Here is a 24,297-nt window from a genome sequence, read left to right on the forward strand (position 1 = left end):
TGCAGTCTTGCACAAAGTTTGTTTGAAAGGCAGGGACCCGCCCGTATTCATCCGTTTGCTGGTTAAAAGGGCAGAATGGGTGCCATGGGAGCAATCACTGACGTGCCGGGAGTCCGGGTGGGGCACCAACAGAAGTCCGGTGACGGCTGGCTGACTGGCGTCACGGTTGTCCTGCCGCCACCGGGGACCTGCGGGTCCGTGGATGTCCAGGGCGGCGGACCTGCCACCCATGAAACCGATGCCCTGGATCCCACCACGCTCGTGAGCGCCGTGGACGCCGTTGTCCTCACCGGAGGCAGCGCCTACGGCCTCGCCTCGGCCGCCGGCGCCCAGCGCTGGTGCGAGGAGAACGGCCGCGGGTTCGCGGTCCCCGGGGGAGTGGTCCCTATCGTGCCGGCAGCCGCGATCTTCGACCTCGGCAGGGGCGGGGACTTCTCGGCACGTCCGACGCCGGACATGGGTTATGCGGCAACCGCCGCCGCTGCGGCGCAAACGGAAGGGCACGACGTCGGACGCGGCAACGTGGGTGCCGGCACCGGCGCCGTCATGGCCCGCACATACAAGGGCGGCGTCGGGACTGCCTCTGTGACGCTTGAGAACGGCGTGGTGGTGGGGGCTATTGCGGTCGTCAATGCTCTCGGACTGCCATTGACTCCGCCGGGAAATCGCGAACCCTCCGCGCGCTCGGTCGTTCCGCCCCACGAGCCCCCTAACCTCGCAAGCTCGGCCAGGGAACCCGGCTCGCGTGGGCCCACCTTAGACGCGCGCATCCGGGTTCCCGACTCCCCTTCAGGGGGTGCGGCCCCGCCACCCCTTAATACCACCCTTGTTGTGGTGGCTACCAATGCTGTCCTTGATGTGGCCGAGTGCAAGCGGACTGCAGCTGCATCACATGCTGGTATTGCGAGGGCTCTGAATCCTTCGCACACGTTGGCTGACGGAGACACGGTTTTCTGTCTGTCTACCCAAGCCGTGGCACTCGACCGTTCGGACGAAGCCGCCCGCCGGCACAGCCTCATCACCCTCCAAAGTGCGGCAGCCGACGTCGTCCGGTTGGCCATCCTTGACGGCGTGGCCAGCGCGGAAGCCGTCAGCACTGCCGCCGGCGATTATGGTGTGTTCGGCGCCCGGTAGGTTACCATTGCCGATTTAACTTTTTCAGCGATACAGAGTAGTGTTGCTTGTTGGTTGTCTGGACTGCCACGCCCTTTTGGGTCTGGAGCCGGCAATCGATCCAACCAAAACGTTCGTGGCCATGTCCGGTGCAATCCGGCGGGGCTGCGGCAACAACAGTTAGCGGAGGGTATGGCCAAGAAGGACGGGGTCATTGAGATCGAAGGCGTTGTGACCGAGGCGCTGCCTAACGCGATGTTTCGCGTTGAGCTCACCAACAAGCACATCGTTCTGGCACACATCTCTGGAAAGATGCGTCAGCACTACATCCGAATCCTCCCTGAGGACCGCGTAGTGGTGGAGCTGAGCCCGTACGACCTCACCCGTGGTCGTATCGTCTACCGCTACAAGTAAATTGCTGGGCGGCTCCAGTGCAAGCTGGCTGCCGCTCCAGTTGACCAACTGTTACACGCAAAGGAATGCCATGAAGGTCAAGCCGAGCGTCAAGCAGATCTGCGAAAAGTGCAAAGTGATCCGCCGTAATGGCCGGGTCATGGTGATCTGCGAGAACCCGCGCCACAAGCAGCGCCAGGGCTAATTCCCTTCATCGGGAAATCCTGGGTTGCTAACCCACGCAAGTAAATAAAGGCAGCACAAGCTGATCTGGAACATTTAGCTCGAAAGAGTCCGGACAGCTAACCCCCGGTCGGAGGCTGGGGCCGCACAGAACGTGCGGGTGTACTGCCTACGACCTCCGGTTTATTCAAGGAGTACTGCCACTATGGCTCGTCTCGCTGGCGTAGACATTCCCCGCGAAAAGCGGCTGGAAATTGCGCTTACTTACATCTACGGCGTGGGCAAGACCCGTGCACACGAAACCCTGGCTGCCACTGGCATCAGCGCCGACGTCCGCGTCAAGGACCTGACTGATGCACAGCTGGTTGAGCTGCGTGACTACATTGAAGGCAACTACAAGGTTGAGGGTGACCTTCGCCGCGAAGTAGCAGCAGATATCCGCCGCAAGGTTGAAATCGGCAGCTACGAAGGCCTGCGCCACCGCAAGGGCCTGCCCGTACGCGGACAGCGTACGAAGACCAACGCCCGTACCCGCAAGGGCCCGAAGCGCACCGTCGCCGGCAAGAAGAAGGCCCGTTAAAATCCCCGCCGGGATTAACGGACTTTTCCCCAATAACTTTCTGTAGGAGAAATAATGCCCCCGAAGACTCGTGGCGCGGTTCGCAAGCCGCGTAAGAAGGACAAGAAGAATATCGCGCTTGGCCAGGCGCACATCAAGAGCACGTTCAACAACACCATCGTTTCCATCACGGATCCGAACGGCGCTGTTATCTCTTGGGCTTCCTCAGGTGAGGTTGGCTTCAAGGGCTCGCGTAAGTCCACCCCGTTCGCAGCCCAGATGGCTGCCGAGGCTGCTGCCAAGCGTGCCCAGGAGCACGGCATGCGCAAGGTTGACGTTTTCGTCAAGGGACCGGGTTCCGGACGCGAGACCGCGATCCGTTCGCTGCAGGCCGCAGGCCTCGAGGTTGGCTCCATTCAGGACGTCACCCCCGCTGCGCACAACGGCTGCCGCCCGCCGAAGCGCCGCCGCGTCTAAGGCTTTCCACGCCGCATAAGCTTGCCCGGACCGTTGATGGCCCGGGCAAGCCCAGCGCGTTAAGTCTTCAGACCGAATTTCCACCACCTGTGTTGCGTCATATAGCGGATGCTCGCCGAAAGGAAACCTAAGTGCTCATTGCACAGCGCCCCACCCTCTCCGAAGAGGTAGTCTCCGAAAACCGTTCGCGTTTCATCATTGAACCGCTGGAACCGGGCTTCGGCTACACCCTCGGAAACTCCCTCCGCCGTACCCTGCTCTCCTCCATCCCCGGTGCTGCTGTAACCAGCATCCGGATCGATGGCGTGCTGCACGAGTTCACCACGGTTCCGGGTGTCAAGGAAGATGTCACTGAGATCATCCTGAACATCAAGAGCCTCTCGGTTTCCTCCGAGCACGATGAGCCTGTTGTTGCCTACCTGCGCAAGCAGGGCCCCGGAGTCGTCACCGCCGCGGACATCGCGCCGCCGGCCGGCGTCGAATTCCACAACCCGGATCTGCACATCGCCACGCTGAACTCGAAGGGCAAGTTCGAACTCGAACTGACCATCGAGCGCGGCCGCGGCTACGTTTCGGCAGCTCAGAACAAGTCCGGCGACGCAGAGATCGGCCGTATCCCGGTCGACTCCATCTACTCGCCGGTGCTGAAGGTTACTTTCCGCGTGGAAGCAACCCGTGTTGAGCAGCGCACCGACTTCGACAAGCTGATTGTCGACGTCGAGACCAAGCAGGCCATCGCCCCGCGCGATGCCGTCGCTTCCGCAGGCACCACCCTGGTGGAACTGTTCGGTCTGGCCCGTGAGCTGAACACCGCAGCTGAAGGTATCGAGATCGGCCCGTCGCCCACCGACGCTGCCCTGGCAGCCGACATGGCACTGCCGATCGAGGATCTGGACCTCACCGTCCGTTCCTACAACTGCCTCAAGCGTGAGGGCATCCACACCGTGGGTGAACTCGTTGCCCGCTCAGAGGCTGACCTGATGGACATCCGCAACTTCGGTGCAAAGTCCATTGACGAGGTCAAGGCAAAGCTGGTTGAACTGGGCCTGTCCCTCAAGGACTCGCCTCCCGGTTTTGACCTCGCAGCACGCGCCGCAGCAATCGAAGAGGACGACGCCGCCTTCGGCGACGACGAACTCTAAACCAGACCTTGGCCGGCGGGCAGGCACCATGGTGTGCACAGCCCACGGCTTCCATTTGAGGAGAAACAATTATGCCTACCCCCACTAAGGGTCCGCGCCTCGGAGGCGGCCCGGCTCACGAGCGCCTCATGCTCGCGAACCTGGCAGCATCCCTGTTCGAGCACAAGCGGATCACCACCACGGTGACCAAGGCCAAGCGCCTGAAGCCGTACGCAGAGCGCCTGGTGACCTTCGCCAAGCGTGGCGACCTCGCTTCCCGCCGCCGCGTTCTCGGCCTGATCAGCAACAAGGGCGTCGTCCACGAGCTGTTCACCGACATCGCCCAGGCAGTGGAGAACCGCGATGGCGGCTACACCCGCATCACCAAGATCGGCAACCGCAAGGGCGACAACGCTCCTATGGCTGTCATCGAACTGGTTCTCGAGCCCGTTTCCGCCAAGCAGGCCGTTGTAGCCGAGGCTACCTCCGCTGCGAAGCGCGACGCCGACAAGAAGGAAGCCGCTGCTGCTCCGGTTGCAGAAGAGGCTCCCGAGGCTGAGGCCGCTGAGGCTCCCGCCGCTGACGAAGCTGCTGAGGCACCTGCTGCTGAGGCACCTTCTGCTGAAGAAGCTGCAACCGAAGAGGCTCCGGCCGCTGAGGAAGCACCCGAGGCTCCCGCAGCCGAGGAAAAGGACGCGAAGTAATTCGCTGATGTTCTTCGCATAGACTTGAGTCTATGAACGACCAAAAACCCGCGGCCCCCGTATTGGGGGGCGGCGGGTTTTTGCGTATCCGGCTTGATGTGTCGTACGACGGCGGCCCCTTCAGCGGGTGGGCGCTGCAGCCGGGCCGCAGGACTGTCCAGGGCGTCCTGGAGGAAGCCCTGCACCTGCTGGTCCGCCGGCCTGTCCGCGTGACCGTGGCCGGGCGCACCGATGCCGGCGTGCACGCCCGCGGCCAGGTGGTCCACCTGGACCTGACGGAAGCCGAGTGGCAGGGACTGCCGCGGGGGCACGAACTCGATCCCGCCGTCGCCATGCTGCGCCGCGTCCGCGGTGCGCTGAGCCGGATCCTCGGCGACCTGACAGGCGCCGTAGAGGTGCACCGGATCTCGCTGGCACCGGAAGGCTTTGACGCCCGCTTCTCCGCCCTCTGGCGCCGGTACAGCTACCGCATCGCGGACGGGCCCGCCCTGTGGGACCCGCTGGAACGCTACTTCACCCTGTGGCACAAGAACCCGCTGGACGTTGTGCTGCTCAACGAGGGCGCGTCCAAGCTGCTGGGGCTCCAGAACTTCCTGTCCTTCTGCAAGCCCCGCGAGGGCGCCACCACCATCCGTGAGCTGCAGCGTTTCGAGTTTGCGCGGGGCGAGGACGGCGTCATTGTTGCCACGGTGCAGGCTGACGCGTTCTGCCACAACATGGTCCGGGCACTGATCGGGTCTGCCCTGTACGTGGGGGAGGGCGTGGAGGAACCCGGCTGGCTGCACGAGCGGCTCTTGGCCAAGAAGCGGGACGCGAAGTCGGTCCTTGCCGCGCCGCATCCGCTGGTGCTGGAAGAGGTTGCCTACCCGTCCGACGACGAGCTGCTGGCCCGGGCGGAGCTGACCAGGGCGCGGCGCGAATACTAGAACGACGGCGGAGGGCCGTCCGCGGGCAGGGTCACCGTGAACGTGCTGCCCTTTCCCTGGCCGCTCTCGCAGCTGATGGTGCCGCCGTGGCCCTCTACGATCATCTTGGTGATGGAGAGGCCCAGCCCGGCCCCCGAAATTGAGGCCCGCTGGGCGGATTCCGTGCGGAAGAAGCGTTTGAAGACCCTGGCGCTGTCCTCCCGGGACATCCCCATTCCGGTATCGCTGACGCTGAGCTGGACCCAGTCCTTGCCCGCTCGGGCGCTGATGCTCACCGTGCCGCCGTCGGGGGAGTACTTGATGGCGTTGGACACCAGATTGTCCAGCGCCTGCCCGATCCGGAGCGGATCCGCGTAGGCCCACAGGGGCGAGGGCACATCGGCGCTGAGCCGGATGTGGGCCCGCTCGGCCTCCGCCTGGGCCGACCCCAGGCTCGTCTCCACCAGGCTGGCGAGGTCCGTCCGTTTCGGGTGCACATTCAGGGCCGCCGACGCCGACGCCGTCAGGTCCGCAACCAGGGCCAGCAGCCGTTCCGCGTTCCGCTGGACCACCAGCAATCGGTGGGCCACCTGCGGCGGCAGGGTGCTGGCGTCGTCCAGCACGAGGTCTATGTTGCCGATGATGGAATTCAGCGGCGTCTTGAATTCGTGGGACACATTCGAGACGAGCTCCTGGTTGGCGGCCAGTGCCTCCACCCAGCCGGTGACGTCGCTGTACACCACTACGGCGCCGTTGAAGCTGCCGTCCTCGCCCACCAGGGGCCGGGCCGCCGTGGACACGGCCCGCTGTTCCGCTCCCTCGCCTGCCCACACCAGGTAGTCCGCGAAGGATTCGCCGGCTATGGCCCGGCTGATGGGGCGTTTCTCGGGCGGCAGCAGGGTCCGCCGGTCCTGCCCGAAGATCAGCTGGTGCCCCTGGCCGGGGACGGCGCCTGCCGCGCCGGTGGCCTGGCGGAAATGCCGCTGCCGGCTGTTGGAGACCAGGAAATGCCCGGAACGGTCGACGGCGGCAATACCGACGTCTGTTGCGTCAAGGACCGTCTGGAGCAGCTTTTCCCGTTCCCGGCTTTCGTGCAGCAGCTTCCGGAGCTCCCCGTCCTTCTTGGCCAGTTCCTGCTGCTGGAGCCGGAGGTGCACGCTGGCGAAGCGGATGGCGAGGGAGACGGAGAGCATCATGAGGGGAAAGAGGAGCACAGTGGTGATGTCCGAGGCTGTCAGGGTGGGGAAACGGCCGGCCAGGGACGGGACCATGATGAGCATGGTGCCGAAGAAGCTCAGGACCAGGCTGCTGCGGGCCAGCATGCCCGAAGCCGAGAGCCAGATCACCGGGAAGACCGCCAGGACTGCCAGTCCCGGGAGCAGGGGTGCGGCGCCGTTCCTGAGCAGCCCGATGGCCAGGAAATCCAGGACCGGGACCAGCAGGTAGGGCCGGTGGGCCAGGCGCTCCCAGGGCACCAGGAGGCAGCCGAGGAACAGGGCGCCGTGAAGGAGGATGCCGGACAGGTAAACGGGGCTGTGCAGCAGGGTTGGCCAGGCGAAGGGAGTGGCCACGGCCAGCGCCGCCACGATCAACGTCAGCGGCAGCTGGCACAAGGCCACCTGCGCCCGTGGTCCGAGGCTACGGAATAAGCGGGCAGGTCCGCGCTGGAACAGGTGCTCAGCCATTGGCGGGATTCAGGTCCTCGCGGCCTGGACCGGACAGCCGGTCAGCGCTTGCGCTCGAATTCCTGCTGGCCACTCCCGGGCACATCCTTTCGTCTCATAATCCACATGTCTTGTCATAGTAATTGACTTTCCAAAATGACTGCCGAAAAGGATGTGATCAGCAGGGCTTACTAGTAGCGTATAAATGGTTGGAGCGGGTATGGCATTGGCGCTGGGCTGATGGGGGGCCATGTTCGCCTGGCACAGGGATATCAATGGATGAACTTGGTGTGGCTGTAGTAATTGAAGACGATGCCGATGTCCGCAACCTCCTTGAGGGGGTGCTGACCCAGGCGGGATTCGAAGTGCATACAGCGGTGGACGGACGTGCCGGCGTGGAAGTGGTCCGCAGCAAACAGGCCAATGTTGTCACGCTGGATATCGGCCTTCCGGACATCGACGGGTTTGAAGTGTTACGGCGGATCCGCCATTTTAGCAACGCCTACGTGGTGATGCTGACCGGCCGGACAGAGGAGCCGGACCTGTTGTCTGCCCTCAACGCGGGGGCGGACGACTACATCGCCAAACCTTTCCGGCCCAGGGAGCTCCGGGCACGGGTGGCCGCCATGATGCGCCGGCCGCGGCATGAAATTAATGGGCAAAGGCCCGCGCCAGCATGGGGAACACCTGCCACGGCGGCCCCAGCGCCGGTCAGCCACGATTCGGCTGTCCTGCAGCACAACGGCCTGACCCTGAACCACCGAACCCGGACAGTGGAGATCAAAGGCGAACCGCTTGGGCTGACCCGGAGCGAATTCGACCTGCTCCAAGTGCTGCTCCGGGGCGGCGGTGCGGTGTGCACCCGGGCTGACCTTGTGCGGGCGGTGCGCGGCGAGTTCTACGAGCATGACACGTACATCAGCGAAGCTGACGAGCGCGCCGTCGAAGTCCATGTGGGCAACCTGCGGCGCAAGCTCAAGGAGGACCAGCTGTCCCCGCGCTGGCTGCAGACAGTCCGCGGCGTGGGCTACCGGCTGGCCCCCAGCAGGCCGTTCGAAGAGTAGGCGGGCTCAATCGTTTTCCAGGATGTAGGTGGCCTGGAGCTCGGTGACCGTCTGCCCGCCGTCCTGGGCCACGCGTTCCATGAGCGCCTGGCCCTGGCCGAAGTCGCCCAGCCGGATCACGGACTCCAGCAGTTCCGCGAGTTTCGCCAGCCGCAAGCCGCCCACCATGGCGGATGTGATCTTGAGGCTGATGACGGCGTCCAGGGCGGAGGCGCTGTCCTGCTCGTCCACCGCCGCAGCCAGCCGGGCGTAGCGCTGGTCCCACATGGCGGCATAGTCGCGGGCGAACCGCTGGGCGAGGCCGGAGCCGGCCAGCTCGTCTTCCAGCTCTTCAAGGACGGCCGCGTCAACGAGCGGCAAGTGACCGGCCGCTTCCTGTGGCAGCGCGGTCCCGGCAGCTGAAGCGATCCCTGGCGGCAGGGAGCCCGCAGCGGCGGCCTCGCGGCTGGTGCCGGGATCTTGACTGTGCATTGTTCAAGGCTACTTCCTGAAATTCTTCCGTTGTCCTATTTCGGGGGATCCTGTGGAAACCTTGAGCGATCTTTCAGGCGGTACTGCGTTGGCTTTACTGTCCGCTGAAAGTCACCACGGTATTGATGACGGCCGGTCCAAGAATGGCGATAAAGAGAACCGGGAATATGAAGAAAAGCAGCGGAAACAGAATCATCACCGGGAGTTTCATCGCCTTCTCCTCGGCCCGCTGGCGCCGCTTTACCCGCATGACCTTGGCCTGCACCCGCAGCACGCGGCTGATGGCGATGCCGTAGGTGTCCGCCTGCACCACGGCCTGCACAAAGCTGCGCAGCTCCGGAATGCTGGTCCGTTCGGCCAGGGCGGTATATGACTCACGGCGGCTGCGGCCCACCTGCATATCCTGCAGGGTCCGGACCAGTTCTTCAGCCAGCGGGCCCTTGCCGTTTTCCCCTGCGCGGGCCATGGCGCCTTCGAAACCGAGTCCCGCCTCCACGGAAATCAGCATCTGGTCCAGGGTGTTGGCCAGTTCCAGCTGCATGGCCTTCTGGCGTTCCTGCCCCTTGCTGTAGAGCAGGAGGTCCGGGATGAAGTAGCCCAGGAACAGGACAAAGAGGCCGGAGAGCTTCATCAGCGGGGTACTTCCGATGGCCGTCAGGTAGATGCCCACCGTGATGCCCGCCAGGCCTATCGCCAGCTTGGAGCCGAGGACCTTGCCCAGCGGCATCGAGGCGGGCCGGCCGGCGAGGGCCAGCAGCCGGTCAAGGAAGGCCACATACGCCGGGGGGGTGAGGCGCCGGCCGATGCCTTCGAACATCCCGGGTTTGCCGGAGGCGGTAACAGCCACGGGTGCGGCACCGCGGGACAGGAGATCGTTGACGGCGACGCGGCCCTGCTTGTCCACCGTCAGGACGGACCATGCCAGGCCGGCCAGGGGGACGCAGACCAGCAGGATAGAGAGGAGAACGGTCAGGTTCATGGCTTCCTCAGAACTTCAGGTCGATGATCTTGCGCATCCACAGCGCACCGATGGTCATGAGGACAAACGAGGCCCCGATCATGGCCCAGCCCAGGGGGTGGGTGAACATGGAGTTCATGTAGTTCGGGCTCACCGCCAACAGCATGGCCACGATGCCGAACGGCATGGCGATGAGGATGTAGGCGGAGAACTTGCCCTCGGCCGCCAGTGCCTTGATATGGCCCTTGATCTCTGCGCGCTCGCGGATGGTTTCGTTGACCTGGTCCAGGACGTCGGCCAGGTTGCCGCCCACCTCGCGGTTGATCTGGATGGCTTGGGAGATCCAGACGAAATCTTCGTTCTTCATCCGGTCCGCGGTGTCGTTGAGGGCGGCGAGCAGGTCCCGGCCCAGGCTGGTTTCCGTGATCACGCGCCGCATTTCCTCCGACGTTGGCTTCTGTGATTCTGCCGCCGCAGCATCGATGGCGCGCAGGATGCTGTGCCCGGCGCGGAGGCCGCCGGACAGGAGCTGGAGGGTGTCGCCCAGCTGGCCGTCGAAGGTGGCCCGCCGTTTACCGGCAAGGAATCCCAGGACGAGTTTTCCGATGAAGGGCGCCAGCAGCGCCAGGAGGAGCCCCACGAGGGGTCCCACGGTGACGGTGCCCACCAGCATCCCCACGCCGGCGCCGATTCCCACCAGCAGGAAGAACTCGGCCTGGCTGAGCCGGAGTCCGGCGTTCTCAAGCTCGGGCCGGGCAAAGAGGGAGATGTTCCGGCCGGCGAGGAGCCGCTCGAAGGACCGGACGGCGGAGAGCGCCAAACGCGTCAGGGAAGAGGAAGGTTCGGGATCAAAAGGACGACGGCGGTCCAGCGGCACGTCCGGCGCGCTCGGCAGCAGCACCGCGGCGCCGAACAGGGTTACGGCTATGAGGAGGATGGCGGTTCCGGCAGCAAGAATCATGGCGGCCGTCACCGTCCGCCGTGGTTCTGGCCCGCCGGGGGCTGGCCCACCGCCGCCTGGGGTCCGGCGAAGACGCCGGGGGAGACGTGGATGCCCAGGTCCTCGAACCGGTCGATGAACCGGGGCCGGATTCCGGTGGCCACGGGCTTGCCGAGGAAGCGGCCGTGGGCGTCCACGCCGGCGGAGTAGTCGAAGACGAAGGCGTCCTGGAGGGTGACAATGTCCCCTTCCATGCCCTGGACTTCGGTGACGTGGGTGATGCGGCGGGAGCCGTCACGGAGCCGGGAGATCTGGACGATGAGGTTGACGGCGGAGGCAATCTGTTCGCGGATGGCGCGCAGCGGCAGGTCCATGCCGGCCATCAGCACCAGGGTCTCAAGCCTGGCCACCGCGTCCCGGGGGGAGTTGGAGTGGACCGTTGAGAGGGAGCCGTCGTGGCCGGTGTTCATGGCCTGGAGCATGTCCAGCGATTCCCCGCCGCGGACCTCGCCCACCACGATCCGGTCCGGGCGCATGCGCAGCGAATTCCTCAGCAGTTCGCGGATGGTCACTTCGCCCTTGCCCTCGGTGTTCGGCGGGCGGCTTTCGAGCCGGACCACGTGCTGCTGCTGGATCTGCAGTTCCACGGCGTCCTCGATGGTCACGATCCGTTCGTCCGCCGGCAGGAAGGAGGACAGCACGTTCAGGAGGGTGGTCTTGCCGGTGCCTGTACCGCCGGAGACGATGATGTTGAGCTTGGCCTTGACGCAGGCGTTGAGCAGCTCGGCCATCTCGGGGGTGAGGGTGCCGAAATCGATCAGGTTGCGGACGGTCAGGGGGACCTTGCTGAATTTACGGATGGTCAGTGAGGAGCCGCCCACGGCCAGCGGCGGGATGACGGCGTTGACGCGTGAGCCGTCCTCGAGGCGGGCGTCCACCAGCGGGGAGGACTCGTCGATGCGGCGGCCCACCTTGGACACGATCCGCTCGATGACCTTGCGCAGGTGCTCCTCGGAGCTGAAGCGGGACTCCGTCAGGGTCAGCTTGCCCTTCCGCTCAACGTAGATCTGGTCCATCCGGTTGACCATGATTTCGGTGACGGCGGGATCATCCAGCAGGCGCTGGAGGGGCCCGAAACCCAGGACGTCGTCAGAAATATCCTGGACAAGCCGGGTACGTTCCTCGGGCGTCAGCGGAACCTGTTCGGCGTCGATGATCCGGCTCAGTTCCTCCCTGGCCGTGCTCCGCAGCTCGTGCTCGGTGGCCGTCGCGTCGTTGAAGCGCGCGCCCATCCGCTCGAAAAGTGCGGTGGCCGCACGGTGTTTCATGGCGGCGAAGACATCCACGGACTGTGCCTTGGGCACTGACGGAGCTGAAGGCACCGGGGAGGCACCGGCGTCGGACGTTGGAACCGCGACGGCGGGAGCGGCGGGAAGGTGCCGCGGCTCGCTCTCCCCGGTCCTGGCCGGGGCAGCCGCGGGACGCGGTGGTTCGAGCACGGCAACGCTGCTGCCGGCGGACTGGTTGCGGTCCTGGACCGCGCTGATCCGTTCGGAGAGTTTCATCAGATGACCACCCTTCGGTGCAGCTTCCGCTGGGTCTGGGTACGCCACGCCGGGTTGAAGCGCTCCACCAGCTGGCGGAGGCTTTTGACGGCGGGGTCCTTTTTGGATTCCTGGAGGACAGGGATGCCGCGGTTGGTGGACAGGGCCACGGCGCGGGACCGGGGAACGCTGACGTCCACCGGGGCACCGATGGTGGACTCGACGTCCCGGACGTTGAGGCCGGCTTTGGCGTCGGCCATGTTCAGGACCACGTGCCGGGACTCGGGCATGATCTCCAGCTGGCGGAGCACCTCAAGGCCCGAGCGCAGGCCGCGGAGGCTGGGGATGTCCATGGCGCTGACCCAGACCACGTCCGTGCACTGTTCCATGGCGGCCAGGCCGATTTCGGGCATGCCGGGGGCCGTGTCCAGGACGACGTACTGGAATTCCTGGGCAAGCTGTTCCAGCAGGCGGGTGATCTGGTCCGGCGTGATGTGGTCCGCGTCCACCGGGTTCGGCGGCGCGCACAGCGCGTAGATCCCGGCGGGGTGCACCGTGAGGAAGGCCTTGAGGACCAGGGAGTCCTGGGCAGCGGCGGGGGTGACGGCATCCGTGACCGTGTGCTCGGGGTTGAGGTAGAGGCCTGAGGCTACGTCACCGAACTGCAAGTCCAGGTCCACGATGACTACGCTCATGGGCGCGATCTGGCCCAGGCCGATGGCGATGTTCGTGGCGAGGGTGGTTTTGCCCACGCCACCCTTGGGCGAGAAGACGCCGATCACCAGGCCCTTGCCGCCGTTGTCCGCCGCCTGCGTTTCGGGGCTCCGGTGCCGGGTGGCGAAGGACTGGCAGGCACGCTCCAGCAGCACACGGATCTCGGCGGCGTCCGCCTGCGGGCTGAGGATGTCCCGGATGCCGGCGCGCATGGCGTGAACCAGGAAGGACGGCTCGATGTCGCTGACCAGCACCAGGCTGAGGCCCGGGAGCTGGACGTCGAAGACCTTGGCGAAACGCAGGGCCTCCTCGTAGGGGACGTCCGGGCCGATGATGAGGACTTCGGGCTGCTCCTGGTTGAGGAGGGCGAACAGTTCCGCGGGGCCAGCCGGGAGGATGTCCGAGGCGATGGTCTGGACGGAGCCGCGGAGGCCGTGGGCGACGGCGGCGCGCAGCTTCTGGTCGAACTCGCCGCTGGGGGAGAGGAGGACGAACCGGCTCACTTGTAGACCACTTCCTTGCGTTCGATCCGGGGTCCGTTGTCCTGGGCGTCCAGGGGTTCCTTGGTGAGCCACAGCCTTCCGAACTCGGAAGCAAAAACGATCTTGCCGGCGTCGACGTCAGTGACTGCAACGGTGAGCATGAGCGAGCCTGCCGGGAGTGTCGTGTCTTGGGGGTTGGCTTCGCCCTCGGCGGGTTCTTCTACGACGGCCGCCCTCTGAACGGCAGTTACAAGGACCTTGCGTAGTGTGAGCTGGGTTGTTGCATCCTCAAGCTTTGGTTTGTAAGCACCATCCTCAAAGGACAAGAAAATGCCCACGTGGTCGCCTACGGCGATGCGTCCCCCAGCTACCCTTTGCGGCTCCAGTTGGAACGAGACCTCCTGGAAACCTGCCGGCACGGTCGTAGTGCTCTTGTCCTCACCCTCTTCGGGGGCCACAAGCCGCTCGTTCAGGAGCTGTTCGCCTGGGATAAGGTCCACTGCGCTGACGGTGTTGGCTTTGCCGTCGAGAGTGCTGAGGGCGCTGTCGGATTTTCCTGCTGCCGGGACCTTCTCGACAACCAGGGAGGCGGCCATGTCGTTGACCGGGGTGCCTGCCGGGATGGCGGTCTTGACCACCAGGACGTCCACGGGCTCGGTGGAGGCGAGGGCGCGCTGGTCGGCGCCGTTCGCGTAGAAGATGATGAGGAGGGCTCCCACGAGCGCCAGGGCAACCGCGGCCGTTCCGGCGAGCAGGCGAGACTTCACTTTCAGCTCCTGAATATCTGGGGTGGTGACTAGAGGGTGGGGCGTGCGATGGTGGCGCCGTATTCGTCCACGGGTCCTAGGGTGTAGCCGTCGGCGAGGGAGACGTACTTGACAAAGCTGCCGATGACGCCGCGGCACTCACCTTTACATTCGGTGGCGGTGGTGACGCCCGTCGTCGTGGATTTTTCACTTCGGAATTCGTACGGTAGGCCGGTGCCGCCGCTGAACTTCCAGCCGGTGACTTTGAAAGCTGCGAAGGAGACGAGCCCGTAGATGGCGCCAGCGCCGGTTCCGGTGACCTTGTTGAACACTGGGAGGAGGACGATGACGTCGCGGCCTGCGGTGATGTCGCTGGCCCAGCGGTTGAGTTCGGTGGTGCAGTTGCCGGGAGCATTGTTGCCGGGGTCGCTGCCGCCTTCGCTGACGGCGAGGTCGATGGTGCCGCCGCACTTTCCGGCGTCCTGGACCAGCCAGCCGAAGCCGCCCTGTACTGCCGCCCCGGACGGGCCGTAGTTGCAGTCGGCGTTGGCGTTTTTTCCGTGTTCCTGGAGGAGCTGGAGGCTGCCGCCGATGTTGTCCTTGACCTGGCAGACGGAGAATGCGAGGGGGAATGCGGTGCGGCCGGCCTTGGGGCTTCCCCAGATGGCCGATGCCCGGGCGCCCACTTCTTTGGTTGGAACGCCGAGGACGTCCGCGAAGAAGAGGGAGACGGAGTTGTCGGTGCCGCCTGCTTCCTTGGCGGAGGTGGTGACGCTGACTTTCCGGGCGGTTTTGTCGAGCTCGATGGTGTGCACCTTGCTCATGCCGTCCAGCGCGTTCTGGTTGGCCAGGCTGGTGGCGAGGGGGGACGTTGTGGAACACACCGGATCCGCTGCATTCCGTGCGCACTTCTGCGCCAGGGCAATAGCGGAGGCGTCGGCCCCATTCTGCAGCTGTGCACGCTCCGAGTAGATCACCCCGACGTCCACGGCGATGGCCACGAAGCCGAGGAGGGTCACCATGAGGATGGCGACGATGACGCTGATGGCGCCTTTTTCGTTTGCTTTGTTTAGGGTCAGCCGCCGCACAGCATGACCCCTTTGCCGGTCATCGGGAAGGGGCCGGCAATGCCGGTGATGGTGGACAGGTTGTACTTGATGGTGAGGGTCACCTGGGCGCCCGTGCTGCACGCGTTGGTGCTGAGCGTGATGTCCGAGGTGGGGATGGTGCTGCTGACGGATGCTGCCGCGTTCTGGGCGGCGGTCTTGGCTCCAGCCGGATCGTTGCCGATGGCCATGACCCGAACGCCGTCGCGGGCTGCGTTGGTGAGGGTGATCTGGGCGTTGTAAGCGCGGCCGAACTCGATGGTTCCCAGGACAAGCATTAAGAGGAGGGGCAGCAGGATCGCGAATTCGACGGCGGCTGCACCGCGTTCCGAATCGTGTGACACCTGCTGCACCTCCTCTTGGACGACTCTTGTTCTGTGCCTGCTTCTTTGAGGCGGTGCGGTTCCGATATGGGGGGCCGGAACCGGACTGCTACTCGGCGGCGGGAGCCGGGGGAGTGATGATATCCGCGTTGACGTCCTCGAAGAGACCGGTCAGCGTACCACCGAGGGTGCTGACTGCAATGATGATGACGACCGCGATGAGAGCGACCATGATGCCGTATTCGACGGCGGTTGCGCCCTTTTCTTCGTTGCGGAGGCGGATCATGAGGTTGGTGTAAAGAGAAAGCATTCTGTACTCCTGAGCGAGACGGATGGCTGGCCCTGCACCAGCACTGAAACGAAGTTAGCAAGAAGATCAACCGCTAATTCCGGATCTTGGAGCATCCTGCGCAAAGGCTTTACACGCTGTATTTCTCCTGCGCTGTTACTGGGCCTTCGCTGCGCTAACGCTGGATTTCGTGGCCACGCACACACAAGCGGACCCCCTCGGTTCTGGGTGCCGAGGGGGTCCGGTCTATGGGGCGCCGATGGCGCTATTGATTGCCGCCGGGGGTTTATGTGAAGGCTTCGAAGATGTTGATCATGGCTGGCCCAAGCAAAACAATGAACAGCACAGGAAAAATGCAGAGAAGCAGTGGAAAGAGTACTTTGACCGGGAGCTTCATTGCCTTCTCCTCCGCTCTCTGGCGTCGCTTGGTCCGGGCTTGTTTTGCTTGAGTTCGGAGGACTTTGGCAATACCAATGCCGTACTTGTCTGCCTGAACAATCGCCCGGACAAAACTGCGAAGGTCTTCCACAGAGGATCGCTGAGCCAGGGCCTCGTATGCTTCTTGTCTGGGGCGACCAACCTGGATGTCCTGCAATGTACGCATGAGTTCTTGGGCAAGAGCGCCGCCTCCGTATCCACCTGCTCTGGCCATTGCAGATTCGAACCCGAGGCCGGCCTCTACTGAAATGAGCAGTTGGTCCACGGTATTCGGCAATTCAAGCTCAATTTCCTGCTGGCGTTTGATGCCTTTGTTGTAAATCAGCAGATCCGGAAGGAAGTAAAGCAATGCCGTCAGAAAGAGACCTAAAGCGATGACCTGGCTGGTGGAGGAGCCTGCATACATGAGTAACCCTAAAAGGGCTCCGGCCAGGGCAAGCAGGGGCTTTGCAACGATCAAGCGGTCGAGTGGCAGGGATGCAGGACGACCGGCGAGCGACAACCAGCGGTCCAACTTAGCCTCGTAGCCCGTGGGCATGAAACGCTTGGACAAATCTAGCAGGGCAGGAGTGCGCTGAATAGGCGCTCCACCCTCTTGAGTAAAGCCCTGGGTCAGATTCGATTGGACGGCAAGTATCGCTCTTCGGTCGGAGCCCACTAAAGCCCAGACCAAGTAAGCGGTCGGCAATACTACCAGCGAGATTAGCAGCCAAGCTATTGGCGTCACGTTGTCCCCCTAAAACTTAATTTTCACGGTGCGGCTCATCCAGAAACCTCCGACAACAAACATCAACAGCCCCCCGACCAGCATTGCGATGCCAAGTGGCTTTTCGACGAAGACGTCCAGGTAGCCCGGATTGATAAAGGCGAGGATCACTGCCACCCCTATGGGGAGCGCCATGAGGACGTAGGCTGACATCTTGCCCTCGGCACTGAGAGAGCGTATCTGGCCCTTTATCTCACTTCGCTCACGTATCGTCCCGGCGACTTGATCGAGTACTTCTGCAAGATCGCCGCCAACTTCACGATTTATTTGAATTGCCTGTGAGATCCAGCGGAAGTCCTCGCTGTTCATGCGGTCCGCCACGTCTTCGAAAGCCAATCGTGGGTCTTTGCCAATTCGAGTCTCATTGACAATCCGAAGCAGTTCCTCTGACGTTGGGGCGTCCGCTTCCTGGGCTGCGGCCTCTACCGATCGCATAACGCTGTGGCCAACACGCAGGCCACCTATAAGCATCTGAATCGTGTCCGTCAACTGAGCTTCAAACTTTGTGCGTCGCTTGTCCCTCCGAATCGTTAGCACAACCTTGGCCAAGAACGGCGTGGCGGTTGCAATCAAAAGGCCCAACCACGGATTGGTGAGAAGAGCCGCGAAGGCGCCGACAAGGATCGAAGCGACTGCAACCCCTACGGTGAAATCAGCCGGCGCCATCTTTACGCCGGCGTTGTAGAGCACTTCACGGTTGTATAGGCCGCCGGATTCGCCGATGATATTTTCCACAGCGCTAACAGTGGACTGCGAAACCCGAGACACTGCTGATCTGTCGTTGCGAACACCAGGGCGTCGGCGTTCAAGAGGAATCGAACCGAATTGAGGTTTGAATACGACGAAAACCACCAAGATCATTGCCGATAGGCAGAGTGCGATCGCCACGATGAACACCATGGGGGACTCCATTGCTATCGCCTTCCAATTGGTACCACACCGGTACCAAAGACCGATGGCGATACGGCAATACCGAGTTCCGCGAACTTATCCAGGAATCGGGGGCGGATACCCGTGGCCACCGGCTTACCTAGGAAACGCCCTTGAGCATCCATGCCAGCTGAATAGTCGAACAGGAACGCATCCTGCAGCGTGACGATATCGCCTTCCATGCCTTGGACTTCTGTCACGTGAGTTACGCGTCGGCTGCCGTCGCGGAGCCGGGTAACCTGGATGATGAGGTCAACGGCTGAGGACACCTGCTCACGGATTGCCCGCAGTGGGAGGTCCATTCCTGCCATAAGGACCAATGTCTCAAGACGTGCTACGGCGTCTCGGGGGGAATTGGCGTGGACTGTTGACAGGGAGCCGTCGTGGCCGGTGTTCATTGCCTGGAGCATGTCGAGAGACTCCCCGCTACGAACTTCACCGACAATGATTCGGTCCGGTCTCATTCGGAGGGAATTCCGGACGAGTTCACGGATGGTTACGGCTCCTTTGCCTTCGATGTTTGGCGGCCGGCTCTCCAGCCGGACAACGTGCTCCTGTTGGAGCTGCAACTCCACCGCGTCCTCGATGGTGACAATGCGGTCGTCCGGCGGAATGAACGAGGACAGGACATTGAGCAGCGTTGTCTTCCCAGTACCGGTGCCACCTGAAACTATGATGTTGAGACGGGCGCGCACACAGGCGCTCAGCAATTCAGCCATCTCCGGAGTCAGGGAACCCCAATCGATTAGGTTTTGAACCGTCAGAGGCACCTGGCTGAATTTTCGGATGGTGAGCGACGGTCCGTTGACTGCCAACGGCGGAATGATTGCATTGACGCGGGAACCATCTTCCAAACGGGCGTCCACAAGGGGAGATGATTCGTCAATGCGGCGACCAACCTTGGACACGATGCGTTCTATGACGGTTCGAAGGTGGTCATCCGAGCTGAATCGCGTACCGGTCAAAGTCAGTCGCCCGTGACGCTCAATGTAAATCTGGTCGAACCGGTTGACCATAATCTCGGTGACAGAGGGGTCCTCCAAGAGCCGTTGCAGAGGACCGAAGCCCATCACCTCGTCGGCGATTTCGCGAATTAGCCGGCGGCGTTCCTCGGGTGACAGTGGCACCTGTTCCTGATCAATCACCGCAGAAAGTTCTTCGACTGCCGAGGAGCGAAGGGACTCTTCAGATGACGCGCTGTCACCGAACCGGGTTCCCATGCGTTCGAAGAGGGCTTGGGCGGCCCTCTGCTTGAGGCCTGCCAAGGCATCCACTGCAGCGGCCGTTGTTGCGACCACAGGTGATGAGCCTCCGGACAGCGTGGGAGGGGAAGCTGCTGACGACGTGACAATCGCGGTTGCCTGTATTTCGGGCGGAGCGACCGGGAAGGGGCCAGTCTGCCGTGGTTCCCCGGAATTGCCGTTGCTTCTTGACAGTCGGTCTGAGAGTTTCACGACACTACCACCCGTCGGTGAAGTTTGGTTTGAGAGGAAGCCAGCCATTGAGGGTCAAAACGGTCTACGAGCCTTTTTAGCCCCTTGGTCGCGGAGTCCCTGGCGTTGCTCTGCAGGATTGGTATGCCGCGATTCGTGGAAAAAGGCAGCGTCTTAGAACGGGGAACTACCGTGTCGATAGGGACACCAATGGTTGCCTCCACATCTTGTACGGTGATTCCGCTCTTACGATCGGCAAAATTCAGAACAGTATGCCTCCCCTGGGGAAGCAGTTGGAGCTCCCGAAGAACTGCCAAGCACTTATGAAGCCCACGAATGCTGGGAACATCCATCCCACAGACCCAGACGCCGTCGGTAGCCTGTTCCAGAGTTGCCAAGACGTGTTCGCCCAGGCCTGGTGCAGTGTCCACGACAACGTATTTGAACTCACTGGCCAGTTGATTGATGAGCCGACTGACATGCTCAGCGGTAATGAAATCAGATTCAGCTGGAGTCTTCGGTCCGCAAAGGGCGTAGATACCGGCCGGGTGGACCGTAAGGAATGCTTTCAAAACCATGGAGTCTTGGGATGCCGCACCGTGAACAGCATCGGTAATCGAATGTTCGGGCTCAAGCAGCAGGCCGGACGCAACATCCCCAAACTGCAAATCAAGGTCAACGAGCACAACACCCATAGGTGCAACCTTGCCTAGACCTATGGCCAAATTGGTAGCCACCGTCGTTTTGCCGACGCCTCCCTTCGGTGACATCACGGCGATGACCCGGCCGCGGTCCTGCATCCCCTCTGCTGCGGGAGCCATGCCGCGGCGTCGGCTGGCAGAGGCTAGACAGGCCCGCTCCAGCAGTATCCTTAGGTCACTTGCGCCGATTTCGGACGCAACCACGTCACGGATACCGGCGTGCATCGCCCGCAATACCAGATCAGGACTGGGCTCGGCGATCAAAAGGACGCTGATCTCGGGGTACTGCAGATCAAAAACTGTTGCCAGTTTCAGTGCATCATCAGGAGCGACTCCGGGGCCCAGGATAAGGACTTCAGGAGGCGCGCCATCGAGCTGCCGAAGGACGTCGTCCGGTCCGCCTTTCAAGACCTCGGGAGGCAGCGTCTGCAGTTCCCCGTGCAGAGCGCCCGTAATTGCCTGGCGGATTCGTCCTTCAAAATCGCGAACTGCGGTGATGGCTACGAAACGACTCATCAGTACAGCCCTCCAAATGTCGTGAGCGGTGGGTCAGATTTGGCCGTACTATCTGTTTGCTTGGCCAGCCAGATGCTCCCGTACTCCGCACTGAAGATCATCTTGGCCGCGTCCACATCGCTCCGTGCTACGGTTACGAAGGCTGATCCATTCGGCATTTCCACGCCTTCCTCGGACGAAGTGGATGACTCAGTCTTGGGGGCTGCCTTTTGTACTGCCGTGACAAGAACGTCGTGAAACAGGATCCCGGTTGACTGCTTCCAGCCTTTGATTTCAGCAGAAACAGGAGCATCAGCGGGCATTCCTTCCTGAGATTCAAATGATGTAAATACGGTCACTGAGTCACCAGCTTCTATGCGGCCTCCCAAAAGTCGTTCGGGTCCAAGGAGGAACGTGACCTCCTCCAAACCATCTGGAACCGGAACGGTTCCGGGAACCAGATCTCTGGGGTCAATAAGGCGAGCGGCCAGCAATTGCTCTCCAGGCTCCAAATCAACAGCAGTGACCTTGCCGGCCTGCTCGGCAAGGCTTGTCAAGGCGCCTTGAGGGACTGCCGACTTCGGGATGGACTGGGCTTGGACACTGGAACCCAGATCGGCAGCTTTCGTCCCTGCAGGAATTTGCTGCTTGACAATCAGGACGTTCACGGGCTCGAGCCCTGCTTGGGCGCGAGCTGAAGCGCCCTGTACGTAAACGAATAGGAGAATGGCTCCGACCACGGCCAATACCAGCGCCGCTATGCCTCCCAGTAGGCGAGATTTCACTTCAGTGCTCCTTAGAGTGTGTCAATAGAACTTTTTGAACAGACCTTTGGCAGCTATTCCGTGAGCGCCACAAGAGAGCCACCGAAATTTGGGCCGTCGTCGGTCGAGATGATGCCTTCTTCCAGCGATACGAATCGAGCAAAGTAGCCCTGCAAGGCCCGGCAATTGCCGGTGCAGGCTGAGGTGGGCGATATGTTAACGCCGGCACCGCCGCTGAACTTGTAGCCGGTGACCTGAAAGGCACCGAACCCAATCAGTGTGTATTCAGCATTTTCGCCGGTGCCGTCTACCGCGCTGTAGAGGGGTATGAGTGCGGGCTCATCCATGATGGTCGCCAGAACGGTGTCGCAATCGGGGTCATTTGGAAAATGATTGCCAGGTTGTCCATCCGTGGTCGCATCAAGGTCGATATCTGCCGAGCACCCGTCACCGGTCGTTTCCAGCCACCCAAAACCGCCGGGTTGGTAGCCGTCTGCCGGGCATCCGTCAGGAGCCGAGGCATTGGTGTCATAGCGCAGGAGCATGAGTTCCGTGGATGGGTCACCTGAAAATGTCCCAGTGGAGTTGAATTCTGTAAGTTGACTTGCGCTGAGGCTGTTCTTGAACACGCATTGGTGCGCCGTCCAGGGAAGGGTATTGGCCTCGGACGGCGGACCCCAGGACGCCTCGGCGGCTGCACCAATGTTGGCCGCATTAATACCAAAGACTTGGGCGAAAAAGAGTGAAAAACCGTCGGTTGCGGATCCAGGCTCGCGGGCGACCGCTACCACCCTTACCGTTGCCTCCCCAGGAAATGTCACGGTTGAACCGCTTGTGGCGTCATTTGCATTGCCGCTGGCCAGCGCACTTCCAGTGGCCTCAAACGCGCCGCAATCACCCTCGGCACAATCGCGTGCTATGGCAAGCGCAGCAGCATCTGCACCATTCTGGAGTTGGGATTTTTCGGCGTAGGCTGCTCCTACGTCAACGACCAAGGCAGTGACGCCTAGCAGCACAACCAAGAGGATAGCGACGAAAACAGATGCGGCTCCGTCCTCATTTCCCGCGTTTTTGTTTGCACCTTTTGGTGACAATTCTGGATACCTCGGTTTCAGCCCCCACATCGCATTACTCCAACTCCTGTAAGTTCCATTGGAAATATCACGGGCATCCCGAGCAATTCAGCGTCGAAAAGGCCAGTGAGGGAATCAAGAGCGACCGTTGCCGTGACGCGAACATCAGCACCGAGCGCACACTCGTCTGCGTTATCATCAACCGTGACAGGAAGCTCATTCAGGGAGGGAGCGGCGCCAAGGGCCGCTGCGTCAACGTCGAGATCATCATCGTTGAAGTGAACGGCCGCGTGCCTGGCCCCTTCTCGCGCAGCTTGGCTGAGCGAGATTTGGACGTTGAAAACCCGGCCAAATTCGATGATGCCAATAAGTAACATCAGTAGAAGGGGGAGGACAATGGCCATTTCTACGGCTACTGCGCCTCGCTCTTTCTGCGGCTTTATCATCTCTACTCCCACCCGCTGAACGTTGATATGAAAGTGGGCATTGGTGACGGATGTTCCGCCACCAATGCCCAGCTGCGGAATTAGGTTGGCGGTACAGCAGGGAGTTCGTTTGAAACCTGCTGGAACATGTTTGCGATCTGAGGGCCGAGGACGATAACAACCGCGAGAACCAGAACCGCGATAAAAGCAACCATGATGCCGTACTCAACCATCGTCGCGCCCTTTTCTTCGCGAGTGAAGCGATCCTTGACGCCGGCGATGTAAGCAGTCATTGAGACCATGAGAGAAGTCATTGTAAATTCCTTTAATTCGGTGAAATGGGTTTCATTTTATTTCAACGAATTTCCAGCTGCCCCCATAAATCCTCAGCGGCTGGACTTCGCTAAGAAGAGATTGTCAGTTGGCTGGCTAGGGCAACAATGCGTAGTGGTACTCGACTTTTTCTGGGGGCGTCAAAAGTACGTACTCGAAAAGTGGGGGCGGTACTCAGGTAGGACGGCGAGTACAGTGGCCCACTACTTGGACGGAGGTGTCCCGGAGTACTAAAGGCCCGGACCTGCGCTGAATAAAGGGCTACAGAATGAAGAGGCTGACCCCCGCGAGAGCACCGAGCATGGAGGGACCGTGTGCCACTTCTGACGTCTTGTTCCGGCCTTTTCTGCTGAGAAGCAGCGCCGTGACCACACCGTTGAGAATGAACGCAAGCAGGCCCCCGTAGAGCAGCTGGCTCCAACCTAGGTACCCGAGGTACAGGCCGACGGGAGCGGCGAGCTTCACATCACCCATTCCGATGGCGCCCGGGGAGATAAGGCCCAAAATGAGGTAGCCAGCAAACAGAATCAGGGCTCCGAGTGCCGCGCGAAGCAGGTCATCGGCCTGCGTATTAAGAAACCCCGGAATTAGCAACAGCAGGAAACCGCCGGCAAGCAGCATGAACACGAGCGCGTTGGGCAGCAAATGCAACGCGATATCAATCCGGGACAACTGCACGCCGAGAATTGCCAGGAACAGGAAAGCTGGCAGGGCAAATCCTAAGCCAAACCGCAAACTAAAGGCGACGCAAAGAACGGCGGTAATTGCCGCCGTCGCAATTCTGACGGGGACAGCAGGAAGGCCGCCCAGGCGGGGAAGGCGCTTGGCAATGAGGGTCTCGGCGAGGGGGGAAAGCACTAGCCCTAAGAGAGCGGCTGCGGCGACCAGCAGCCACGTGATGGAGCCGTCTATACCCGATGCAAACACGCGACCCCCTGCGTTCGTCAGGCCGGCAGGTGCTTGGGCAGCCTCCGGCTACCCCATTTTGACCCTGAAGCCCTTAACGCGCTAATCTTGGGAGTCGTTGTGCGTGTCCTATTCCGATGGTGCGTGCCCGCTTGAGAATCCGGTTGCAGGATAACTACTCAACGTGCACATTCGGAACCACAGGATGACTGGTTACATAGAGCCCTCACCTCTGTTCCGGTAGCGCGCAGATAGTAGGTGCACGAGCTAGTGACAC

Annotated in this window: 28 protein-coding genes; 9 read left to right on the plus strand and 19 right to left on the minus strand. The window is 62.1% G+C overall.

From position 1 onward, the window contains the following. Positions 1 to 84: 84 nt before the first annotated feature. The 8 genes from IEX33_RS02640 (at position 85) to IEX33_RS02675 (ending at position 5,476) form a co-directional block, all read left to right on the plus strand. Positions 85 to 1,134, plus strand: a complete 1,050-nt coding sequence (locus IEX33_RS02640) for a P1 family peptidase (RefSeq protein ID WP_188727445.1) — start codon at positions 85 to 87, stop codon at positions 1,132 to 1,134. Between the two features lie 171 nt (positions 1,135 to 1,305). Then, positions 1,306 to 1,527 carry a translation initiation factor IF-1 gene (infA, locus tag IEX33_RS02645; RefSeq protein ID WP_009358723.1) on the plus strand — a complete coding sequence of 74 codons (222 nt, stop codon included), beginning with the start codon at positions 1,306 to 1,308 and terminating at the stop codon, positions 1,525 to 1,527. A 70-nt stretch (positions 1,528 to 1,597) separates the two neighbouring features. Continuing rightward, entirely contained in the window at positions 1,598 to 1,711 is a 114-nt protein-coding gene (gene rpmJ / locus IEX33_RS02650) for a 50S ribosomal protein L36 (RefSeq protein ID WP_009358722.1), read from the plus strand. A 183-nt stretch (positions 1,712 to 1,894) separates the two neighbouring features. Further along, positions 1,895 to 2,269 carry a 30S ribosomal protein S13 gene (gene rpsM, locus IEX33_RS02655; RefSeq protein WP_003803743.1) on the plus strand — a complete coding sequence of 125 codons (375 nt, stop codon included), beginning with the start codon at positions 1,895 to 1,897 and terminating at the stop codon, positions 2,267 to 2,269. A 54-nt stretch (positions 2,270 to 2,323) separates the two neighbouring features. Continuing rightward, positions 2,324 to 2,725: a 30S ribosomal protein S11 gene (rpsK, locus tag IEX33_RS02660; protein WP_018769149.1), complete on the plus strand. Its 402-nt coding sequence runs from the start codon at positions 2,324 to 2,326 to the stop codon at positions 2,723 to 2,725. A gap of 131 nt (positions 2,726 to 2,856) precedes the next feature. Continuing rightward, on the plus strand, positions 2,857 to 3,867 hold the full coding sequence (locus IEX33_RS02665; RefSeq protein WP_013601812.1) for a DNA-directed RNA polymerase subunit alpha: 1,011 nt from the start codon (positions 2,857 to 2,859) through the stop codon (positions 3,865 to 3,867). A 71-nt stretch (positions 3,868 to 3,938) separates the two neighbouring features. Further along, entirely contained in the window at positions 3,939 to 4,550 is a 612-nt protein-coding gene (gene rplQ, locus IEX33_RS02670; protein WP_188727447.1) for a 50S ribosomal protein L17, read from the plus strand. Positions 4,551 to 4,582: 32 nt separating this feature from the next. Continuing rightward, entirely contained in the window at positions 4,583 to 5,476 is an 894-nt protein-coding gene (locus IEX33_RS02675; RefSeq protein WP_188727449.1) for a tRNA pseudouridine synthase A, read from the plus strand. On the opposite strand, the gene IEX33_RS02680 is transcribed toward IEX33_RS02675, so the two are convergent. After that, the gene (locus IEX33_RS02680) at positions 5,473 to 7,140 is read right to left on the minus strand and encodes a sensor histidine kinase (protein WP_188727450.1); all 1,668 of its coding nucleotides are present in this window, start codon (positions 7,138 to 7,140) and stop codon (positions 5,473 to 5,475) included. The genes IEX33_RS02675 and IEX33_RS02680 overlap by 4 nt on opposite strands. Before the next feature lie 254 nt (positions 7,141 to 7,394). On the opposite strand from IEX33_RS02680, the gene IEX33_RS02685 reads away from it, so the two are divergent. Then, on the plus strand, positions 7,395 to 8,183 hold the full coding sequence (locus IEX33_RS02685; RefSeq protein WP_188727451.1) for a response regulator transcription factor: 789 nt from the start codon (positions 7,395 to 7,397) through the stop codon (positions 8,181 to 8,183). A 6-nt stretch (positions 8,184 to 8,189) separates the two neighbouring features. On the opposite strand, the gene IEX33_RS02690 is transcribed toward IEX33_RS02685, so the two are convergent. The 18 genes from IEX33_RS02690 to IEX33_RS02775 form a co-directional block, all read right to left on the minus strand. After that, positions 8,190 to 8,654, minus strand: coding sequence for an Hpt domain-containing protein (locus IEX33_RS02690; RefSeq protein ID WP_188727453.1), 465 nt, complete (start codon positions 8,652 to 8,654; stop codon positions 8,190 to 8,192). A 94-nt stretch (positions 8,655 to 8,748) separates the two neighbouring features. Continuing rightward, complete coding sequence (locus IEX33_RS02695) at positions 8,749 to 9,633, minus strand: type II secretion system F family protein (RefSeq protein WP_188727454.1); 885 nt, start codon at positions 9,631 to 9,633, stop codon at positions 8,749 to 8,751. Positions 9,634 to 9,640: 7 nt separating this feature from the next. Next, positions 9,641 to 10,573, minus strand: a complete 933-nt coding sequence (locus IEX33_RS02700; RefSeq protein ID WP_188727456.1) for a type II secretion system F family protein — start codon at positions 10,571 to 10,573, stop codon at positions 9,641 to 9,643. Between the two features lie 8 nt (positions 10,574 to 10,581). Next, positions 10,582 to 12,117 carry a CpaF family protein gene (locus IEX33_RS02705; RefSeq protein ID WP_188727458.1) on the minus strand — a complete coding sequence of 512 codons (1,536 nt, stop codon included), beginning with the start codon at positions 12,115 to 12,117 and terminating at the stop codon, positions 10,582 to 10,584. Continuing rightward, a complete protein-coding gene (locus IEX33_RS02710; RefSeq protein WP_188727460.1) occupies positions 12,117 to 13,313 on the minus strand; it encodes an AAA family ATPase in 1,197 nt (398 codons plus the stop codon). Before IEX33_RS02710 ends, IEX33_RS02705 begins: the two co-directional genes overlap by 1 nt. Then, entirely contained in the window at positions 13,310 to 14,059 is a 750-nt protein-coding gene (gene cpaB, locus IEX33_RS02715) for a Flp pilus assembly protein CpaB (protein WP_188727462.1), read from the minus strand. Before cpaB (IEX33_RS02715) ends, IEX33_RS02710 begins: the two co-directional genes overlap by 4 nt. Before the next feature lie 29 nt (positions 14,060 to 14,088). Continuing rightward, complete coding sequence (locus IEX33_RS02720) at positions 14,089 to 15,126, minus strand: TadE/TadG family type IV pilus assembly protein (protein WP_188727465.1); 1,038 nt, start codon at positions 15,124 to 15,126, stop codon at positions 14,089 to 14,091. Then, entirely contained in the window at positions 15,114 to 15,488 is a 375-nt protein-coding gene (locus tag IEX33_RS02725; RefSeq protein ID WP_188727467.1) for a TadE/TadG family type IV pilus assembly protein, read from the minus strand. Before IEX33_RS02725 ends, IEX33_RS02720 begins: the two co-directional genes overlap by 13 nt. Before the next feature lie 88 nt (positions 15,489 to 15,576). Then, complete coding sequence (locus IEX33_RS02730) at positions 15,577 to 15,777, minus strand: Flp family type IVb pilin (RefSeq protein WP_188727469.1); 201 nt, start codon at positions 15,775 to 15,777, stop codon at positions 15,577 to 15,579. A 265-nt stretch (positions 15,778 to 16,042) separates the two neighbouring features. After that, positions 16,043 to 16,921 carry a type II secretion system F family protein gene (locus tag IEX33_RS02735; protein WP_188727471.1) on the minus strand — a complete coding sequence of 293 codons (879 nt, stop codon included), beginning with the start codon at positions 16,919 to 16,921 and terminating at the stop codon, positions 16,043 to 16,045. Positions 16,922 to 16,930: 9 nt separating this feature from the next. Then, positions 16,931 to 17,860: a type II secretion system F family protein gene (locus IEX33_RS02740; RefSeq protein WP_229675199.1), complete on the minus strand. Its 930-nt coding sequence runs from the start codon at positions 17,858 to 17,860 to the stop codon at positions 16,931 to 16,933. 14 nt (positions 17,861 to 17,874) lie between these two features. Beyond that, the gene (locus IEX33_RS02745; protein ID WP_188727475.1) at positions 17,875 to 19,344 is read right to left on the minus strand and encodes a CpaF family protein; all 1,470 of its coding nucleotides are present in this window, start codon (positions 19,342 to 19,344) and stop codon (positions 17,875 to 17,877) included. Then, complete coding sequence (locus IEX33_RS02750) at positions 19,341 to 20,540, minus strand: AAA family ATPase (RefSeq protein WP_188727477.1); 1,200 nt, start codon at positions 20,538 to 20,540, stop codon at positions 19,341 to 19,343. The genes IEX33_RS02745 and IEX33_RS02750 overlap by 4 nt, the downstream gene beginning before the upstream one ends. Further along, a complete protein-coding gene (gene cpaB, locus IEX33_RS02755) occupies positions 20,540 to 21,304 on the minus strand; it encodes a Flp pilus assembly protein CpaB (RefSeq protein WP_188727478.1) in 765 nt (254 codons plus the stop codon). Before cpaB (IEX33_RS02755) ends, IEX33_RS02750 begins: the two co-directional genes overlap by 1 nt. Positions 21,305 to 21,357: 53 nt before the next feature. Beyond that, entirely contained in the window at positions 21,358 to 22,407 is a 1,050-nt protein-coding gene (locus tag IEX33_RS02760) for a Tad domain-containing protein (protein ID WP_188727480.1), read from the minus strand. After that, complete coding sequence (locus IEX33_RS02765) at positions 22,395 to 22,802, minus strand: TadE/TadG family type IV pilus assembly protein (RefSeq protein ID WP_188728174.1); 408 nt, start codon at positions 22,800 to 22,802, stop codon at positions 22,395 to 22,397. The genes IEX33_RS02760 and IEX33_RS02765 overlap by 13 nt, the downstream gene beginning before the upstream one ends. An 80-nt stretch (positions 22,803 to 22,882) precedes the next feature. Continuing rightward, positions 22,883 to 23,095 (minus strand): Flp family type IVb pilin, encoded by a 213-nt coding sequence (locus IEX33_RS02770; RefSeq protein WP_229675201.1) that lies wholly within the window; start codon positions 23,093 to 23,095, stop codon positions 22,883 to 22,885. A 280-nt stretch (positions 23,096 to 23,375) separates the two neighbouring features. Then, positions 23,376 to 24,041 (minus strand): prepilin peptidase, encoded by a 666-nt coding sequence (locus tag IEX33_RS02775; RefSeq protein WP_188727482.1) that lies wholly within the window; start codon positions 24,039 to 24,041, stop codon positions 23,376 to 23,378. Positions 24,042 to 24,297 lie beyond the last annotated feature (256 nt).

It is taken from the genome of Pseudarthrobacter scleromae (assembly GCF_014644515.1).
GTDB lineage: Bacteria > Actinomycetota > Actinomycetes > Actinomycetales > Micrococcaceae > Arthrobacter > Arthrobacter scleromae.

What these genes read in the sequence shown, in the direction of transcription:
- IEX33_RS02640 (WP_188727445.1), top strand. Translation starts at nt 85, where the DNA reads ATGGGAGCAATCACTGACGTGCCGGGAGTCCGGGTGGGGCACCAACAG.
- infA (WP_009358723.1), top strand. Translation starts at nt 1,306, where the DNA reads ATGGCCAAGAAGGACGGGGTCATTGAGATCGAAGGCGTTGTGACCGAG.
- rpmJ (WP_009358722.1), top strand. Translation starts at nt 1,598, where the DNA reads ATGAAGGTCAAGCCGAGCGTCAAGCAGATCTGCGAAAAGTGCAAAGTG.
- rpsM (WP_003803743.1), top strand. Translation starts at nt 1,895, where the DNA reads ATGGCTCGTCTCGCTGGCGTAGACATTCCCCGCGAAAAGCGGCTGGAA.
- rpsK (WP_018769149.1), top strand. Translation starts at nt 2,324, where the DNA reads ATGCCCCCGAAGACTCGTGGCGCGGTTCGCAAGCCGCGTAAGAAGGAC.
- rplQ (WP_188727447.1), top strand. Translation starts at nt 3,939, where the DNA reads ATGCCTACCCCCACTAAGGGTCCGCGCCTCGGAGGCGGCCCGGCTCAC.
- IEX33_RS02675 (WP_188727449.1), top strand. Translation starts at nt 4,583, where the DNA reads ATGAACGACCAAAAACCCGCGGCCCCCGTATTGGGGGGCGGCGGGTTT.
- IEX33_RS02680 (WP_188727450.1), bottom strand. Translation starts at nt 7,140, where the DNA reads ATGGCTGAGCACCTGTTCCAGCGCGGACCTGCCCGCTTATTCCGTAGC.
- IEX33_RS02685 (WP_188727451.1), top strand. Translation starts at nt 7,395, where the DNA reads ATGGATGAACTTGGTGTGGCTGTAGTAATTGAAGACGATGCCGATGTC.
- IEX33_RS02690 (WP_188727453.1), bottom strand. Translation starts at nt 8,654, where the DNA reads ATGCACAGTCAAGATCCCGGCACCAGCCGCGAGGCCGCCGCTGCGGGC.
- IEX33_RS02695 (WP_188727454.1), bottom strand. Translation starts at nt 9,633, where the DNA reads ATGAACCTGACCGTTCTCCTCTCTATCCTGCTGGTCTGCGTCCCCCTG.
- IEX33_RS02700 (WP_188727456.1), bottom strand. Translation starts at nt 10,573, where the DNA reads ATGATTCTTGCTGCCGGAACCGCCATCCTCCTCATAGCCGTAACCCTG.
- IEX33_RS02705 (WP_188727458.1), bottom strand. Translation starts at nt 12,117, where the DNA reads ATGAAACTCTCCGAACGGATCAGCGCGGTCCAGGACCGCAACCAGTCC.
- IEX33_RS02730 (WP_188727469.1), bottom strand. Translation starts at nt 15,777, where the DNA reads ATGCTTTCTCTTTACACCAACCTCATGATCCGCCTCCGCAACGAAGAA.
- IEX33_RS02740 (WP_229675199.1), bottom strand. Translation starts at nt 17,860, where the DNA reads ATGGTGTTCATCGTGGCGATCGCACTCTGCCTATCGGCAATGATCTTG.
- IEX33_RS02750 (WP_188727477.1), bottom strand. Translation starts at nt 20,540, where the DNA reads ATGAGTCGTTTCGTAGCCATCACCGCAGTTCGCGATTTTGAAGGACGA.
- IEX33_RS02760 (WP_188727480.1), bottom strand. Translation starts at nt 22,407, where the DNA reads ATGTGGGGGCTGAAACCGAGGTATCCAGAATTGTCACCAAAAGGTGCA.
- IEX33_RS02765 (WP_188728174.1), bottom strand. Translation starts at nt 22,802, where the DNA reads ATGATAAAGCCGCAGAAAGAGCGAGGCGCAGTAGCCGTAGAAATGGCC.
- IEX33_RS02770 (WP_229675201.1), bottom strand. Translation starts at nt 23,095, where the DNA reads ATGACTTCTCTCATGGTCTCAATGACTGCTTACATCGCCGGCGTCAAG.